Origin of the sequence: Flavihumibacter fluminis, from assembly GCF_021491375.1 — a bacterium.
GTDB lineage: Bacteria > Bacteroidota > Bacteroidia > Chitinophagales > Chitinophagaceae > Flavihumibacter > Flavihumibacter fluminis.
This window is the reverse complement of the sequence record NZ_JAKEVY010000003.1, coordinates 860,637-877,103: the sequence shown is the minus strand read 5'-3', so window position 1 is coordinate 877,103 and position 16,467 is coordinate 860,637. Positions and strand designations below refer to the sequence as shown.

The window sequence follows — 16,467 nt, the reverse complement described above, 5'->3', positions numbered from 1 at the left end:
GAATTTGACGCAAATATAAGTGACCCGTCCGGTTATCTTTGTACCATGAATGTACAGGACGATTTACAGGTACGCTGGTGGAACCTGGAAGCTAAGCTGGTGGAGCGTTTCGGTAAGAAGCCCGATATGGAAACGATTTTGTTCCTGATCGGGATCCAGGAACTGGGAGAAGTAAAGGAGAAATTCAGTAAGGAGCAAAAACAGGATCTGATGCATGTGGCTGTTTGCAGCCTGCTGGCTCAAAGTGGTTATTATGAACTGGAAGGGCGCGATCGCGATGGCTGGCCTCATTTCAGGCAATTGAAAGACCTGCCAATACTGCCACCAAATGAGCAGGAACTCTTTTTAAAAGACCATGTTTTACTCTACTTTGATAAAAATGAGTTTTAGACCGATCGCCTGGTTGCTGGTTTTAGTTTCTTTGCTGATTGGTTGCAGTCCCAAAGCAGGGGCACCTGTTCCCAAACGCCTGCTGAAACGCGATGTGGAACTACAAACCAGCAAGGGGACCATACGGCTACGGCTATACGATGAAACACCCCTTCATCGTGATAATTTCATCCGCCTGGTGCGATCCGATTTTTACGATGGCATTCAATTCCACCGGGTGATTCAGCAGTTTATGATTCAGGCGGGGGATCCCAAATCCAAAAAAGCCCCAGACACCACTAAGCTGGGAAGCGGGGGTCCAGGATATACCATTCCGGCCGAGATACGTCCAAAGTATTTTCACCGCAAGGGCGTGCTGGCTGCTGCCCGTATGGGCGATAATGTGAATCCCGAAAGAGCCAGCAGTGGCAGCCAGTTTTATATTGTGCAGGGCAGGGTGTTTACAGATCAGTCCCTGGACTCGGTAGAAATCCATCGCCTGAATGGCCGGAAACTACCTGCAGCACACAGGGCAGTTTACAAAACAATTGGAGGTGCTCCGCACCTGGATCAGGCCTATACGATCTATGGAGAAGTGATCAGTGGCCTGGAGGTTGTTGATTCCATCGCCGTAGTAAAAACAAGTGGCCGTACGGGTGGAGATCGCCCCCTTGAGCCGGTGGTGATAAAGAAAGCCCGCCTCGTCCGCCGACCCTAATTCATAATTCATACTTCTTAATTCATAATTCTCCATATTTTGCAGCACTAAACTTCATGATATGAATATCCCCGCAGCATTAAAGTATACGAAAGATCACGAATGGATCAAACTGGAAGGAAATATTGCAACCATTGGCATCACTGATTTCGCTCAGGGAGAATTGGGTGATATTGTATATGTGGAAATCGAAACAGTTGGTAAAAACCTGGAAGCGGAAGCTGTATTTGGTACAGTAGAAGCAGTAAAGACCGTATCAGATCTGTTCTTACCGGTTAGTGGAACCATTAACGAAGTAAATCCAGCCCTTTCTGCTAACCCTGAGCTGGTTAACTCCGACCCCTATGGTGAAGGCTGGATGATCAAAATGACAGTTTCCAATCCGGCTGATGTGGATGGCCTGCTGGATGCGGAAGGTTACAAGACACTGATCGGATAATCCCTTCTTGACAACTGCAAACACATATACAGAACCGGAACTGGTTCAACTGCTCAGGCAAAAAGAGGAGACTGCTTTTAAGTATCTGTACGATCATTATGCAGGTGCCCTAAATGGTGTGATTCTTCAAATCATTCCTGACCAGGCCCTTGCAGCTGATGTTTTGCAGGAGGTTTTTCTAAATATCTGGCGCAGGATGGAGACATATGATGCTTCTAAAGGAAGGTTGTTTACCTGGATGCTGAACATCGCCCGGAATGCGGCCATTGATATGACCCGTTCAAAAGCTTACCAGAACAGCCAGAAAAACCGGGAACTGGATTCTGACGTACATATACCGTCAGCCGGCAGTAACCCATCTCTGGACCATATCGGCTTATCGAAAGTAATCGGTCAATTGAAAGAAGAACACCGGGTATTAATAGATCTGGCTTATCTGAAAGGATATACGCATGAGGAAATAGCAAAGCTGCTGGAGATCCCCCTGGGGACCGTGAAAACGAGAATCCGTGCCGCCTTGCTGCAACTTAGAAAATTATTAACGTGAATGTGCAGGAATACATAGAAAGTGGCAGCATAGAAAGCTGTGTGCTGGGGCTCGCTGATCAGGCGGAACAGCAGGAACTGGAGCGTATGTGCGCTGCTTATCCTGAGGTTCGGGCTGCCCGCGATGCCTTTGAGGCCAGCCTCGAAGCCAGCGCTATGGCCGGTGCGGTTGCACCTCCTCCTGCACTTCGCGAGTCCATTTTTGAAAAAATCACCCAACCTGAATCAGGTTCTCTCACTCAGCCCGCCCCAGTTGTTGAACTGCCAACTCCGGAGGCGTACTCTGGTGCCGGTTGGAAAAAATACCTCGTAGCTGCTTCGGTTGTGCTGTTGGCTGGAAGTGCCGCTCTCAATATTTACCTATACAACCGTTATCAGCAATCTGATTCCTTGTACAAAGATCTGCTTGCCCAGCAGCAGCAGCTCGCCGAGAATAATAGTAGCATGCAAACCCGTTTGACCGACCTGGAAACGGATTTGAGCAGGATCAAAAATCCCAACATACAGCCGATTAAAATGACAGCTGTAAATAATACGAATAGTTTAACTACTGTGTATTGGGATAAAAATTCTGCGGAAGTTTATCTGTTGGTAAACCAATTACCGAAACCTGAACCAGGAAAACAATATCAATTGTGGGCGATCGTTAATGGTAAACCTGTAGATGCGGGTGTAATTGATGTTGAACCCGGAGATGGTTTGGTGAAAATGAAAAATATTCCAAGTGCAGAAGCTTTTGCTATCACCCTGGAAAATGCAGGCGGCAGTCAGAGTCCTACGCTGACGGCTATGTATGTGTTAGGAAAAGTATAATTACATTTTCATGTTGCACTCGTTTTTTGAAAGACGAACATTCCCCTTAGTGTTGCTGGTTTTTGTTCATTTCCTCCTGCTGTTACCAGGAGGCAGTTTCGGCAAAGAAAAAATCGAACTTATTCCTCATGCCGATAAACTGGTTCATTTCGGGCTATACTCACTGATGGTTGGTAGTTGGATTATTTTCTTTAACCTGAAAGACGACCTCAACCCACACCAGAAAAGAACCTGGAATTTTATCATTGTATTACTGGCAATAGGAGATGGAATTATTGTAGAGTTCATGCAAGCATCCCCGCTTATTCACCGCGATTTCGACTGGATGGATGCCCTGGCGGATGGTATCGGTGCACTTGCAGGCCTCATCGGCGGACTCTGGTTCACAAAAAAAATCAAACGCCCCCCTTTCACCTAGTTTTCACATCTCACGTCTGACGTCTCACCTTCTTTCACCTTTCACCTTTCACTTTTCACCATAAAAAAAGGCCCCTGTGGAAACAGGGGCCGTAACCAAAACTAACTGCTTATGAGAAAATTGACTGCTTAAGTGAGAGTCAAAAACGTTGAATCTATTTTCTATTATACTAAACGATCAAAGTGACCAAATAGTGTGCTTCGAATCGTTAAAGAACTTTGAAATTTACCAATCACTACTTTTTCGCTTTCTCTCTTTCGTTGATAACACAAAGTAACGACAGTATCTCCGCTATTTAATCAGTACCCTTTTGATTTTTAAAATAATTAACAGGACCCCGCATCACGACTGCTTTCGTAGGGATTACGCAAACGTTTGATATACCCTGTTCAGGGTATTCGTAGTACAAAATGATAGAAAAAGAAGTAAAAACAACAGCAATTTCGATTCACCCGATCACCTACTGAATTTACCACATTAATTCCGTAAAAACAAAATTAATTTCCTTGTTGCTGCGTCATTTTTTCTGCGTTCTCTGCAAACTGTAAACGCTCAATAAATTCCTGGATATCGCCATTCAAAACAGCGTCGAGGTTGTAGGCGGTATAGTTAATCCGGTGATCCGTAACCCTTCCTTGCGGAAAATTATAGGTTCTGATTTTTGCACTGCGATCACCACTGCTTACCAGGCTTTTCCGGTGACGGGAAATTTCTTCTTCCTGCTTACGCACCTGCTCTTCGTAGAGTTTGGTTCTCAGCATTTGCATGGCTTTTTCCCGGTTGGCCAGCTGGGTTCTTTCTGTCTGACAAATCACTACCGTTCCGGTTGGAATATGCGTCAGCATTACTTTGGTTTCCACCTTGTTCACATTCTGACCACCGGCTCCACCACTTCGGGCAGTTTCCATTTTAACATCCGCATCCCGGATTTCCACATCCACTTCCTCTGCTTCCGGCATTACTGCCACAGTTGCCGCACTGGTATGCACTCTTCCGCTTGCTTCGGTTGCCGGCACCCGCTGCACCCGGTGTACACCTGATTCAAATTTCATTGTTCCATACACATCATCTCCAATCACCTCCACATTCACTTCCTTATAGCCACCGACAGTTCCCTCATTTTCGCTCAGGATAGCTGTTTTCCAGCCTTTACTATTACAATAGCGCAGGTACATATTCAGCAGGTCTCCGGCAAACAGAGAAGCTTCGTCGCCACCTGTTCCGGCACGTATTTCCAGGATGGCATTTTTCTCATCCTGCGGATCTTTTGGAATCAGCATTTGTCGGATGGCCACACGCAGCTTTTCTTCCTTTTCCTCCAGTACCGGTAGTTCTTCCTTGGCGAGTTCACGCAATTCCTCATCATCTCCTGCCAACGCCTCCCGGTAGGTTTCAACATCAGACAAAACAGACTTATACTGGTTGTATTGCTCAACAATCTTTTCCAGGCTCCGGTATTCCTTGCTCAGGGCACTGAACTTCTTATTATCACCCACGATTTCAGGGTTGGTCAGTGCCACGCCCAGGTCTTTAAATCTTGCCTCAATCGCTTCCAGCTTGTCTAACATAGTTGCTTACTTTTATACCGGGAAAAGGTTGGCAAAATTAACAGAAAAGCAGGCATGGCATATCGAAAGTTTCGGGGAACAAAACTTTTTACCGGAAAATCCTGGGCTCCGCAGGATTCCGTACTCATCACCCAATCAAATGGACAGGTTGAATCGATCGTTCCAATTGCAGAAGCCGGCGATGATATTCAACCGGTAGAAGGAATCATTTCCCCTGGATTTATCAATGCCCATTGTCACCTGGAACTCAGCCATATGGCAGGAAAAATTCCACCCCATACTGGCATGATCCCCTTTCTGCTGAGCGTTATGACTCACCGTCAGGCTAGCATCGAAGCTATCCAGGAAGCCAGCTATCATGCCGACCAGCAAATGCAGCAGGAAGGTATCGTAGCCGTGGGAGATATATGCAATACTCTTAATAGCCTGGATATAAAAAAATTGAGTACGCTGAAATACCACAGCTTTGTCGAAGTCAGCGGTTTCATTGGTGCCACTGCTCAAAACCGGTTTGAACAGGCCAGAACTGCATGGCAAAAATTCCGGGAGATTGGTCCTGCCAGTATATCCCCCCATGCACCTTATTCCGTATCTCCCGAACTGTTTCAACTGATCAACGACTTCGATCCTGGTACCTTGCTTACCATGCACAACCAGGAATCAAAAGCCGAGAATGATTTTTTTATCAGTGGACAATCTCCCATGCGGGATCTCTTCACAGCAATTGGAGTAAACGTAGATTTTTTTGAACCACCCGGCACCACCAGTATGCAGGCCGTACTCTCCTATCTGAACAAGGCAGCGAAACTGATCCTGGTACACAATGTTGTAACCAGTCCGGATGATCTTGCCTTCCTGCAAAAGCAACCAATAGGCGAAACTTATTTTTGTGTTTGTCCGGGTGCAAACCAATATATCAATCAAAGTATTCCTCCGGGGTTCTTGCTGAAATCGCAAGTTGATAAAATTGTAATCGGCACCGACAGCCTGGCTTCTAACCACCAGTTATCCATAACCGAAGAATTGAAATTACTGGCAGGCTTCTACCCGGAAATTCCGTTGGAACACCTGCTTCAATGGGCTACATACAATGGAGCAAAGGCATTAAATATGGAAAACAAACTCGGTAGTTTTGAAAAAGCAAAAACACCCGGGGTGATCACTTTGAAGGACTGGAAGGTTACACGACTACTTTAACCTAAAACTTCCTGTAAGACAGCCATTGACCTCAGATGTCCGAAATCACTCACATGAAGGGCGTAATACAATTCCAGTTGCTGCAGCAAGTATCTTCGGGTACTGACGGGTAAGTGAACCTGGTTTAGTTCCTCCGGTTGCATTACACGTAATAAGGTTGCTATTACTTCACTATTGAACCCTTCAAGATAATGCGTATGTGTTGGATACTGATTCAAAAACATACCTTCCTGCAAGTCCAGTATGTTATGCGCTTCATCGTATTCATCAACCAGCCGGAATCCGAAAAAATTAGCCAGGTGCAATGAAAAAAACAGCGGATAGTTGGCAACCATTTTCGGACTAGCTTTATCCAGATGCAGTAATGCATCTTCCATGAAATAAAAGAGATCCGGATTGGGCTCCGGTTGCTTCAGGCATTTCTGCAATAATTCCACCATGTAGGTTGCCACCGCTCCCTTGAAAACATCGAAAAAAAGGTGTTCATACAATACCGCCCACCGGTGCTCTTTAATGCGCTGCAGATTTTTCTGTTCATTGTGATAGACTACCAGGTCAAGCAAAGCCGTAGGCTGAAATAGGTTGGATTTGGTGCCTGCTTTCTTTGAAGAGGATCGTACGCCATTTACAATGTAGGATTGCATACCAAACAATTCGGTAAAGATGGAAACAATGACGCTTGTTTCTCCATACTTTACTGTCCGCAACACAACTCCTTTGGTATGAAAATTCATGACTATTGTTGAATAAAAACAATTTTAGTAACTGCCTGCTCTGTTCTTCCATCATTACTGATCCAAACCGGATATACTCCCGTAGCAACTTTTTTCCCGTTCAGGTCTAAACCATTCCAGATAAACTGCCCGCCTAATGCGCGTCCCTGGTAAATCAATCTACCATTTAACTCTGTAATCTTGACCACCGCATTGCTTACCAGGCCACGAATGGCGATCGTTCCAGTATATCCGGGAGGAACGGGATTCGGATATACCAGTACGTTAGTATTCGTTCTGCTCCCTTCGGTTGCTGTTGACTGATAGCTCATCAGTCCTTTTGCAGTTGAAATCAAAACCGTTCCGGTTTTAGGATCAATTGCAATCTTACGAATATCATTATCCGGCAAGGGACTATTTGCTGTCGTAAATCTTAATAAGGTTTGTTCACCACCTGCACTGATTAGCCAGACACCATTTTTTGTCCCTATCCATTTTCTATTGGCTCCATCCACCGCAATGGTCTGAACAGCTTCTCCCTTAAAAAGGAAACCGGCAAAATTATCGGATTGCACAACCGGCAGGATTGCATCGCAACCATCGCCTGAAAAAACCTGGCTGGCACATTGTATGATTCCGATACCATCTGCGGTACCAATCCAGATAAAACCAAACTGATCCCTGGCAAGGCTAAGAACCTCATTGGAAGGCAGATTACCATTTCCGGCCCCTGCCTGGTAGAACCGCCATTGGTCATTCGTGCCATTCAGACAAAAGAGTCCATTTCCCGGAGAAGCGATCCATTTCTGATCTAGTTCATCTATAACGATCTCCCTTACCCGAAGTGACGGATAAAAAAAAGGAATCTCAAAGGACTGGCGGGTACCATCCGGTCTTCTAACCAGCACCCCCCTTGCTGCTTCATCATTGCTGATCCAGAGTTGTCCGCCTGCATCCAATGCAAGTCCTCCTACTTTATACATACCTGGCTCCTGGACAGATTCATCCAGCAATTCCTCCCGAAAAACCTGCAGGTTGCCATCCCGAAACAGCCCCAATCCTGAATTCATTGATCCCACCCAGAGTCCTCCATCACCGGTTTCAAGCAATGGACCAATAGCGTCAAATGTGGTTGATAGTTGCCAGTTTCCATCTTGAAACCGGCTTAAGCGATTTCCGTTTGCCATCCACCAGCCTGTAGCTCCTGCCACCAGTCCGCCTGTTCCTATTCCTGCCGGTGAGTTAGGCGCCAGTCGCTCTACAAAATTGCCGTCTATGTTTATCAGTCCGTTTAATGAATCCGCCACCCAATACTGTTCCTGAAAATAAACTGTTTGATGAGGCCATTGAATCAGTGGATGAACCAGTGAAGTTTGAACTTCTCCTGCATTGTTTATAAGCAGCACTCTTGCGGCACCGTTAGTTCGTTGTGCCAGTAAAATTCCTGATGAACTGGTATCAACTCCCTGCCATTGCCAATTGTCTTCATATATGGAAATGAAACCACCTGCCTCCTCTTTAAAAAGTTGATTTCCGATTTGCACGTATAGTTCATTTTGCCATATAAACACCTTATGTACTGCACCGGCTGGCAATCCGCTCATGAGGGTCCAGCTGCGAAAATCTGCGAGATTCGATGCTGATCGGGAAGCCCGGTAGAGCCCTGCTTCGCCTGCTGCATAATAATAATCAGCATCTGCTGCGATGCTGTTTATTTTCGAATAGACTCCACCGTTAGCAATAAGATATACATCCCCGATTTCTGCTTTTTCTATATTCAACACAGCAATTCCAAAGCCGGTAGCCAGCAGGCAACGTTCATTTTCCTTCCAGATGGCATTCACTTTTTTATCTGCCGGAATATTGCTGAGTCGAAGGGTATTTACACTTCTTGTTTTACCATCTTCCAACAGATCGATCTGACCACTTGTATAAGCAATGATCGTCAGCGGTCCATCTATGTAAATGGTTTTAATACCGGATTCAGATAATCCATTGATTTTGGAAAACCGGGTGAAAGTCGCTGCCTGGGGATCATATTGAAAAACTGCCCAGGGACTGGCGGCTACCAGCTGACTGCCATCAGTTCCTGTTGCGATCGCAGATTGGTAGGATAAATGCTCCTGCCAGGTACCGATTGGTTGAGCAAAACAGGCAGTTGAAAGCAGGAAAATCAATACGAATACGAGACAGCGGGAACGCATAAGATGTCAAAGTTAACCGCTTCAGTCCGGCTTTTAACCGATTAATAGCGCTAAAATGGCTTTCTTTGCGTGCTATAATTGCAAAACCTCCTGTTCATGTGGCATCAACTGGGTTCTTTTGTATTGAAAAACAGATTGGTATTGATTCTGCTCCTGCTGCTGGCTACCGGCTTTATGGGATATCATGCCAGCAAGGTGGAAATGAGTTATGAATTCGCCAAGGCAATTCCCACCGATAATCCGAAATACCAGGCCTATATCGCATTTAAACAACAGTTTGGAGAAGATGGCAACCTGGTAGTGGTAGGCATTCAAACCGATCAACTCTTTAGCCAACCGATATTTGAGTCCTATCGCCTCCTGCAGAAAGACCTGAAAAAAATCAGGGGGGTGGAAAATATCCTGGGTATTCCAGGTGCCGTTAACCTGGTGAAGGACCCGGTTTCAGAGCGCCTTCAATCACAACGCATATTTCCCGATACTACAGTCAGCCAGGCAGAACTGGACAGTGCGCAGGTATTGTTCCGGAGTCTTCCTTTTTATCGCGGACTGCTATATAATCCGGAAACCAGCAGCTGGCTGATGGCACTGGGCATGAACCGGGATTTGATGGCTTCTCCGGCCCGGACAAAAATCATCCAGGATATTGTCAGCAGAGTTGATGAATTTGGTAAGGCGCATCAGCTGGAAATACATTATAGTGGATTACCGCTGATCCGTACGCAAATCGCAGACAGGATTGCGCGCGAAATGAAATGGCTGCTGATCGGATCGCTTGCCTTATCGGCGGTTATCCTGTTGCTGTTCTTCCGCAGTATCAGTGCCACAATAATCTCCCTGGCGGTAGTAATTATGGGAGTTATCTGGAGTGTCGGCATTCAGGTATTGATCGGTTATAAAATTACCCTGCTCACCGCGCTGATTCCACCGCTGATTGTGGTGATTGGCATACCCAACTGTATTTACTTCCTCAACAAATACCATGTATCCTGGAATGAGACAGGTGTTCAAAAAGAAGCGATCCGGACCATGGTAGGAAAAATGGGGATTGTGACGCTGTTCTGCAATATCGCTGCCGCGATTGGCTTTGCAGTTTTTGCACTGACCAGAAGTGCTGTGCTGAAAGAGTTTGGTGTGGTGGCAGGTATCAGCATCATGGTGATTTTTCTGATCTCTTTTATTTTTATTCCGGTGGTGCTCAGTTATCTGCCGGCACCTAAGAACAGGCATACCCGCTACCTGGAAAACAGGTGGCTCCAGGCTGTTCTTGACCGGCTGGAACGCTGGTCGCTCAATCACCGGAAGCTGATTTATGGCACCACCCTGGCTGTTACTATTGTTGCCATATTGGGCATTCTCCGGCTCAAATCAGAAGGCTTTATTGTGGATGACCTTCCTAAAACAGACAGAATCTATACCGATCTGAAATTTTTTGAACAACATTTTGGAGGCGTAATGCCGCTGGAGATTGTGGTTGATACCAAAATTAAAAATGGTCTTCGCCGGCAGCCTTTGCAATTATTCGAGCGCATTGATTCGTTATCCAATTATATCACCCGGTTACCAGAAATGGCAAGGCCATTATCAGTGGTGGAAGGAATGAAATTTGCCCGCCAGGCTTATTATGATGGCGACAGCAGTAATTATGGCTTACCCAACAGTTTTGACATCAGTTTCCTGGCCGTTTACCTGAATATGAAAGGTTCGGAAGACAAGGGCGATCAGATGGGCCAGCTGGTGCGTTCGTTTATGGATGAGGACAAACAGATGACCCGGATCAGCGTGAACATGAAAGATGTGGGCAGTAAGCGATTGCCGGAAATCCTGAATGAAATTCAGACCAAAACCGATCAGTATTTTGATACCAGTCAGTATCGGGTAACCCTAACCGGTAGTAGCATTACTTTTTTGGAGGGCAGTACCTTTATCATCAACGGATTAAAGGAAAGTATCTTCTGGGCTTTTCTGCTGATTGCCCTTTGTATGTTATACCTTTTCAAAAATGGCAGTATTCTCTTGTGTTCCCTGATACCTAATGTGGTGCCCCTGATAATTACCGCCGGGATTATGGGCTGGGCAGGTGTGGCGCTTAAACCCTCAACCGTACTTATTTTCAGTGTGGCATTGGGAATTGCTATTGATATTACCATTCGCTTCCTGGTAAACTACAAACAGGAGCAGGGCGGATCCGAGAAAGAGCGCCAGCAGGTGGTGATTGAAACCATTCATTCCACTGGAATCAGTATTATTTATACCTCCCTGGTATTGATTGCGGGCTTTGTAATCTTCTGTTTCAGTGGATTTGGGGGTACCCAGGGATTGGGTTGGCTGACCTCGCTGACCCTGGTTATTGCAACCATAACCAACCTGGTTTTGCTCCCTTCCCTGTTAATTGATCTCACAAAAGGGTTAAAAAAATCTTAAACAAATTAGAATTAGGTTAGAAATTTAATATACAGAGACTCTTTAATTTGAGTCTCTTTTTTGTTTTTCGAAACAAATATTCTGCTTTACAATTACATATATATATAATATTTTTTATACTGTAATAACTATAGCATTTACCAAAATTTTCTATTTCGAACCGTTTAGCATGCATCATTTACCGTTCATCAATTGTCTTTATTTTTAACACTCTTTTAATTTCTAGTCAAAACTAAACGCACATGAGAAAAATCGTCTTGTTGTTGTTGGGCATCATTATGCTCAATAGTCAACTATTGGCCCAGTCACGCACGGTGACCGGAAAAGTGACAGATGCTAGTGGCAATGCAGTAGCCAATGCATCTGTTTTGGTTAAAGGAACTTCGGTAGGTACTACAACCGGAGAAGATGGTAGTTTTTCATTAACTCTCCCTCCCAATGCAAAGGTATTGGTGTTTTCGGCCATTGGGAGCCAATCTCAGGAAATCACTATTGGTAACCGCGGTTTATTCAACATTTCACTCTCTGCAGAAGATAGAGATTTACAGGAAGTGGTTGTTGTGGGTTACGGAACCGCAATCAAAAGAAAAGAAGTAACCGGAAACATTGCCAATGTAAAAGGGGATGCTGTTGCAAACCGGCCTGTTCAAAGCTTTGACCAGGCTTTAGGCGGAAGAGCTCCAGGTTTACAGGTTGTAATCCCAAGTGGTGTTTTGAACGCTCCACCGGTTTTCCGGGTTCGTGGTACAAACTCCATCTCCCTTTCCTCTCAACCATTGATTGTTATTGATGGTATTCCTGTTTATTCAGGGGATGCCAGTTCAACAGCCGCAGCCGGAAATGCATTGGCTTCCTTAAACCCGAATGATATTGAAAGCATTGATATCGCTAAAGATGCAGCAGCATCAGCTATTTATGGATCACGCGCTGCCAACGGTGTCATTTTTGTAACAACCAAAAAAGGAAAATCAGGTCGCCCTAAAGTAAACCTGGATAGCTGGGTGGGCTGGAGTAAAGTACAGCGTTTACCAGAATTGCTGGATGCATTTCAGTACACTGAATACAAGAACCAGTCATTGACAAATGCGGGTTTGTTTTCAGCTACAAATCAGTTTGCATTAACAGAGGGACCGGATGGTCAGCCAATCAATACCAACTGGTATGATTATGTATATCGGACAGGTTTTTCTCACAATAACTCACTGAGTATGTCTGGCGGAAATGAATCAACCAAATATTATACTTCAATCGGATATACAGAACAGGAAGGTATTATACAGCGGAACGATTTTAAGAGGATATCAGCTTTGATGAATGTAGATCACAAAGTCAACAAAGCGATTTCTGTTGGTACAAAAATCCAATTTTCCAATGAGAAAAACTTTGCTGCAACCAGTTCAGGCTCATTGGGCGATGCATTCGCAACAGCGGGTCTTGGTCGTGTACCATTGATTACTGCACCCAATGTTTCGCCCTATAATAATGACGGTAGTTACAATTATTCCGGTGCGCTTATTGGAGTTATGAACAATAAAGTAGGCCAGGTAGGTTTTAATAACCCGGTTATCCAACTGGATCAAAACAGAGGTAACTCTGAAGCAAACCGTATTTTGGGAAATGCATACGTACAAATCAAACCAGTTAAAGGAGTTACGTTCCGCTCACAGTATAATATTGATTATCTGTATGTAGACAATGAAATTTACTGGTCTCCGATTTCAGGTGAGGGATTTTCAAATGGAGGTAGCGCTACTTCTATTTACAATCAGAATAAACGTTGGGTATGGTCAAACACCCTACAATACGATCAGTCAATTGGAGACAATCATAATTTCAGTGCGCTAGTCGGAACTGAGCAACAAAAAAGTAATAATAAAAGTTATGGTTTGAACCGGATTGGTGCTAACGATCCTGATTTCATTAACATACAGGGTGGCTGGAGAACTCCGAATGCTTCCGGATTGGGTATTGGTGAAAACTATCTGTTATCCTATTTCGGAAGACTAACCTACAACTTCGCCAACAAATACTACCTGGCTGCGAATCTGCGTAGAGATGGTGCTTCTCAGTTGGGACAAAATAACAAATGGGGTAACTTCTGGGGAGTATCTGCGGGATGGGACGTAAACAATGAGAAATTCTTCGAAGATGCGGGATTGAATAAAATTTTCAGCAGTCTGAGAATCAGGGGTAGTTATGGTAAGGTTGGTAATATTGACGGACTTGGTCAATATGCTTCTCTTTCCACCTTTGGATCAGGTCTTTATGGTGGAAATGGTACCCTTGTATTTAATCAGGCTGGGAACCCCAACCTGGGTTGGGAATCCAGTACCAAAACAGATATCGGAATTAATTTTGGATTGCTTAATGACCGGATTACAGGTGAAGTAACGTACTACAAAAATGATGTAGACGGGTTGATTTTGAACGTTCCAACACCACCTTCAGCAGGTTTGCCCAGTAATATTCCAACAAACGTTGGAACTATGTACAACAAAGGAGTTGAAATTGCTTTGAATTTTGTTCCGGTTCAGAAAAAGGATTTCACCTGGACAGCTAATTTCAATATAACCTTCAACAAAAACGAGGTTACCTCTCTTGCTCCAGGTCTAACCAATATTATTGCTGCAACCGGCGGACTTGAGTCGCCCAGTATCACAGTAGTTGGAGAATCACTGGGTATGTTATTTGTTACACGTACTGCTGGTGTTGACCCAGCTACAGGTCGTCGTATCTTTATAAATAAAGATGGTGATCGAGTATTGTTCCAGCATGTGATTCCAGCCGGTACAACTGGTTTCCGGTTTGAGTATGAGGATGGAACAGCTGCTCCAAATATTAGTTCTGCTGATGCGGTCGTTTACAAAAACACACTCCCCAAGTTTTTTGGAGGTTTTGACAATACCTTCCGGTATAAAAACTTTGAATTGAATACCCTCTTCACTTTCCAAGGAGGAAATTACGTTTACTGGGGTACTTATGCAGGTCTACGTGATCAGCGTTTCTGGAACAATTCAACGGATGTACTGAGAGCCTGGACAAAATCTGGTGATGTAACCGATATGCCGAAGTCCTATTTTGGAGACAACGTATCAAACGGATCTTCTTTCCCTCTTGATATCAATGTATTCAAAGGTGATTTCATCAAGTTGAGAACCCTTACACTTGCTTACAATCTCCCAATGGCAGTTACCAGTCGGGTTAAAATAAACAACCTGCGCTTCTATGTAGCAGGAAATAACCTTTGGATTGGTACTCAATATCCTGGTCCGGATCCTGAAGTTTCATCCAACGGTACCGGTAATATTAACCAGGGTATTGACAGAAACACGGTAGGTAATCAGAGAGGTGTGACCGTAGGTATGAATGTAGGCTTCTAACCCAAAATCAAACAAGAAAATGAAAAAGAAATTATTATACGCGGCCATTGCAATTGGTGTAATTCATTTGGCCGGATGTAAAAAAGAAGATCTTGAACCCGTTCCAACCAACGTGGTATCTGATTTATCTGCATTTGATAGTGAGGTTCGGATTGTCGGCCAGGTAAACGCCATTTATGCAACTATCAAGAACGCAGGAATGTATGGAGGTCGCTACCAGATTTTTAATGATATACGTGGTGGAGATTTTCAAAACGACAGAACAAACGTTGTAACAGGGTTTGATGTTTGGAATTATACTCCCAGCAATAGTTCCGGAAACTCTGTTCTGGCCGTTTGGGCTAGAGCCTATTACGCGATTAACTTGGCTAACGTCTTTCTGGCAGGTATGGATTCAAAAGGAGCCAGCGTGGTGGGAGATGCTAAAGCGAATAACTTTAGGGCTGAAGCCCGATTTGTTCGCGCGATGTCGTACTATGCATTATTGCAGTTGTATGCCCGCCCGTTTTGGGATGGAAATGGAAGTAAGCCAGGAGTACCATTGCGTTTGACGCCCAATACTGGTTCCGGAAATTATGATCTGGCTAGAAGTACAGTAGCGGAAGTTTATACTCAAATATTGGCAGATCTGGATTACGCAGAACAAAATCTTCCGACCAATTATACCACTGCTGCTTTGAATACCACCAGGGCGCACAAGAATACTGCAATCGCGTTCAAGACCCGCGTTTATCTTGCAATGCAACGTTATTCAGATGTAATCACAGAAGCAAATAAGATTGTAAGTGCAGCTGCTCCCTTTACAGCTCCTAGCGGTGTGGCACATGCATTACAGGCGAATGTTGCAACGCTGTATACAAACTATACCACTACTGAATCCATTCTATCTATGCCTTTCAGTGATGTAGAAGCTCCAGGCACACAGAACCAGTTAGGTTACTATTATGGTTCTGCAGCCATGAATGGAGGAAATGGAGAATACTCTCTGTTATCAACCGGAATTATTTCCAATACCGGCTGGAAGGAAACCGATGCGCGCAGAGGTCTGATTGTAACATCCGGTGGTAAGCAATACCTGAATAAATACCCTAAAGCGGCTCCTTTTACCGATTGGGCACCGGTTATCCGTTATCCGGAGGTATTATTGAGTTTGGCTGAAGCCATTACCAGGAGCACAAATACTGTAGATGCCCGCGCTATTGCCTTGCTGAATGCGGTTCGCCAGCGCTCTGACGCGACTACCACCTTTGTTGCGGGTGATTTTGCTTCATCTGAAGATCTGGCAAATGCCATCCTGACGGAAAGAAGAATTGAATTCCTCGGTGAAGGGCTGGCTGGGCAGGATCTGACCAGATTAGGACTGGCACTACCAGCAAAACCCGGGGTTAGTGCAGTTCAGCCAACCCAACAGGAATATATCTGGCCAATTTCTTCAACAGAACTTTTATTGAATAGCCTGTGTGAAGACAATTAACGCAATTCAATAACATGTAAAAGAGGCTGTCTCAATGGAGCAGCCTCTTTTTTATTGACCATTAATTAATTCGAACAGCCATATTAGTGTCATTCTTTGGTTTGTTTAGCCAAATAAACAATGGTATTATTTTTAATTAAACATGTACTAATTTTATTTTTACCCTATTTTTATCAACTTTTACCTACTTATCTTGTTAAGTTC

General features: G+C 44.5%; 13 protein-coding genes. 10 read left to right on the top strand and 3 right to left on the bottom strand.

Annotated elements, in window-relative coordinates; all coding sequences use genetic code 11:
- Positions 1 to 45 precede the first annotated feature (45 nt).
- The 6 genes from L0U88_RS14990 (at position 46) to L0U88_RS14965 (ending at position 3,303) form a co-directional block, all read left to right on the top strand.
- Positions 46 to 390, top strand: coding sequence for a hypothetical protein (locus tag L0U88_RS14990; protein ID WP_234866890.1), 345 nt, complete (start codon positions 46 to 48; stop codon positions 388 to 390).
- Positions 380 to 1,087 carry a peptidylprolyl isomerase gene (locus tag L0U88_RS14985; protein ID WP_234866889.1) on the top strand — a complete coding sequence of 236 codons (708 nt, stop codon included), beginning with the start codon at positions 380 to 382 and terminating at the stop codon, positions 1,085 to 1,087. The genes L0U88_RS14990 and L0U88_RS14985 overlap by 11 nt, the downstream gene beginning before the upstream one ends.
- Before the next feature lie 61 nt (positions 1,088 to 1,148).
- Positions 1,149 to 1,526, top strand: a complete 378-nt coding sequence (gene gcvH / locus L0U88_RS14980; protein ID WP_234866888.1) for a glycine cleavage system protein GcvH — start codon at positions 1,149 to 1,151, stop codon at positions 1,524 to 1,526.
- 7 nt (positions 1,527 to 1,533) lie between these two features.
- A complete protein-coding gene (locus L0U88_RS14975; RefSeq protein ID WP_234866887.1) occupies positions 1,534 to 2,073 on the top strand; it encodes an RNA polymerase sigma factor in 540 nt (179 codons plus the stop codon).
- On the top strand, positions 2,070 to 2,885 hold the full coding sequence (locus L0U88_RS14970) for an anti-sigma factor (protein ID WP_234866886.1): 816 nt from the start codon (positions 2,070 to 2,072) through the stop codon (positions 2,883 to 2,885). The genes L0U88_RS14975 and L0U88_RS14970 overlap by 4 nt, the downstream gene beginning before the upstream one ends.
- Before the next feature lie 10 nt (positions 2,886 to 2,895).
- The gene (locus L0U88_RS14965) at positions 2,896 to 3,303 is read left to right on the top strand and encodes a VanZ family protein (RefSeq protein WP_234866885.1); all 408 of its coding nucleotides are present in this window, start codon (positions 2,896 to 2,898) and stop codon (positions 3,301 to 3,303) included.
- A 497-nt stretch (positions 3,304 to 3,800) separates the two neighbouring features.
- Here L0U88_RS14965 and prfA read toward each other — a convergent pair whose 3' ends face one another.
- Positions 3,801 to 4,871, bottom strand: a complete 1,071-nt coding sequence (prfA, locus tag L0U88_RS14960) for a peptide chain release factor 1 (RefSeq protein WP_234866884.1) — start codon at positions 4,869 to 4,871, stop codon at positions 3,801 to 3,803.
- 54 nt (positions 4,872 to 4,925) lie between these two features.
- On the opposite strand from prfA, the gene L0U88_RS14955 reads away from it, so the two are divergent.
- A complete protein-coding gene (locus L0U88_RS14955; RefSeq protein WP_234866883.1) occupies positions 4,926 to 6,068 on the top strand; it encodes an amidohydrolase family protein in 1,143 nt (380 codons plus the stop codon).
- Here L0U88_RS14955 and recO read toward each other — a convergent pair.
- On the bottom strand, positions 6,065 to 6,802 hold the full coding sequence (gene recO / locus L0U88_RS14950; protein ID WP_234866882.1) for a DNA repair protein RecO: 738 nt from the start codon (positions 6,800 to 6,802) through the stop codon (positions 6,065 to 6,067). The genes L0U88_RS14955 and recO overlap by 4 nt on opposite strands.
- 2 nt (positions 6,803 to 6,804) lie before the next feature.
- A complete protein-coding gene (gene porZ / locus L0U88_RS14945; RefSeq protein ID WP_234866881.1) occupies positions 6,805 to 8,985 on the bottom strand; it encodes a type IX secretion system anionic LPS delivery protein PorZ in 2,181 nt (726 codons plus the stop codon).
- Between the two features lie 96 nt (positions 8,986 to 9,081).
- Here porZ and L0U88_RS14940 point away from each other — a divergent pair, with 96 nt between their 5' ends.
- The 3 genes from L0U88_RS14940 to L0U88_RS14930 all read left to right on the top strand — a co-directional run bounded on the left by L0U88_RS14940 (position 9,082) and on the right by L0U88_RS14930 (position 16,263).
- Positions 9,082 to 11,409, top strand: coding sequence for an efflux RND transporter permease subunit (locus L0U88_RS14940; RefSeq protein ID WP_234866880.1), 2,328 nt, complete (start codon positions 9,082 to 9,084; stop codon positions 11,407 to 11,409).
- Positions 11,410 to 11,651: 242 nt separating this feature from the next.
- Positions 11,652 to 14,789: a SusC/RagA family TonB-linked outer membrane protein gene (locus tag L0U88_RS14935; RefSeq protein WP_234866879.1), complete on the top strand. Its 3,138-nt coding sequence runs from the start codon at positions 11,652 to 11,654 to the stop codon at positions 14,787 to 14,789.
- A gap of 19 nt (positions 14,790 to 14,808) precedes the next feature.
- Complete coding sequence (locus L0U88_RS14930; protein ID WP_234866878.1) at positions 14,809 to 16,263, top strand: RagB/SusD family nutrient uptake outer membrane protein; 1,455 nt, start codon at positions 14,809 to 14,811, stop codon at positions 16,261 to 16,263.
- Positions 16,264 to 16,467: the final 204 nt, after the last annotated feature.

Coding starts and splice junctions, on each gene's coding strand:
- L0U88_RS14990 (WP_234866890.1), top strand. CDS start 46: ATGAATGTACAGGACGATTTACAGGTACGCTGGTGGAACCTGGAAGCT.
- L0U88_RS14985 (WP_234866889.1), top strand. CDS start 380: ATGAGTTTTAGACCGATCGCCTGGTTGCTGGTTTTAGTTTCTTTGCTG.
- gcvH (WP_234866888.1), top strand. CDS start 1,149: ATGAATATCCCCGCAGCATTAAAGTATACGAAAGATCACGAATGGATC.
- L0U88_RS14965 (WP_234866885.1), top strand. CDS start 2,896: ATGTTGCACTCGTTTTTTGAAAGACGAACATTCCCCTTAGTGTTGCTG.
- prfA (WP_234866884.1), bottom strand. CDS start 4,871: ATGTTAGACAAGCTGGAAGCGATTGAGGCAAGATTTAAAGACCTGGGC.
- L0U88_RS14955 (WP_234866883.1), top strand. CDS start 4,926: ATGGCATATCGAAAGTTTCGGGGAACAAAACTTTTTACCGGAAAATCC.
- recO (WP_234866882.1), bottom strand. CDS start 6,802: ATGAATTTTCATACCAAAGGAGTTGTGTTGCGGACAGTAAAGTATGGA.
- porZ (WP_234866881.1), bottom strand. CDS start 8,985: ATGCGTTCCCGCTGTCTCGTATTCGTATTGATTTTCCTGCTTTCAACT.
- L0U88_RS14940 (WP_234866880.1), top strand. CDS start 9,082: ATGTGGCATCAACTGGGTTCTTTTGTATTGAAAAACAGATTGGTATTG.
- L0U88_RS14935 (WP_234866879.1), top strand. CDS start 11,652: ATGAGAAAAATCGTCTTGTTGTTGTTGGGCATCATTATGCTCAATAGT.
- L0U88_RS14930 (WP_234866878.1), top strand. CDS start 14,809: ATGAAAAAGAAATTATTATACGCGGCCATTGCAATTGGTGTAATTCAT.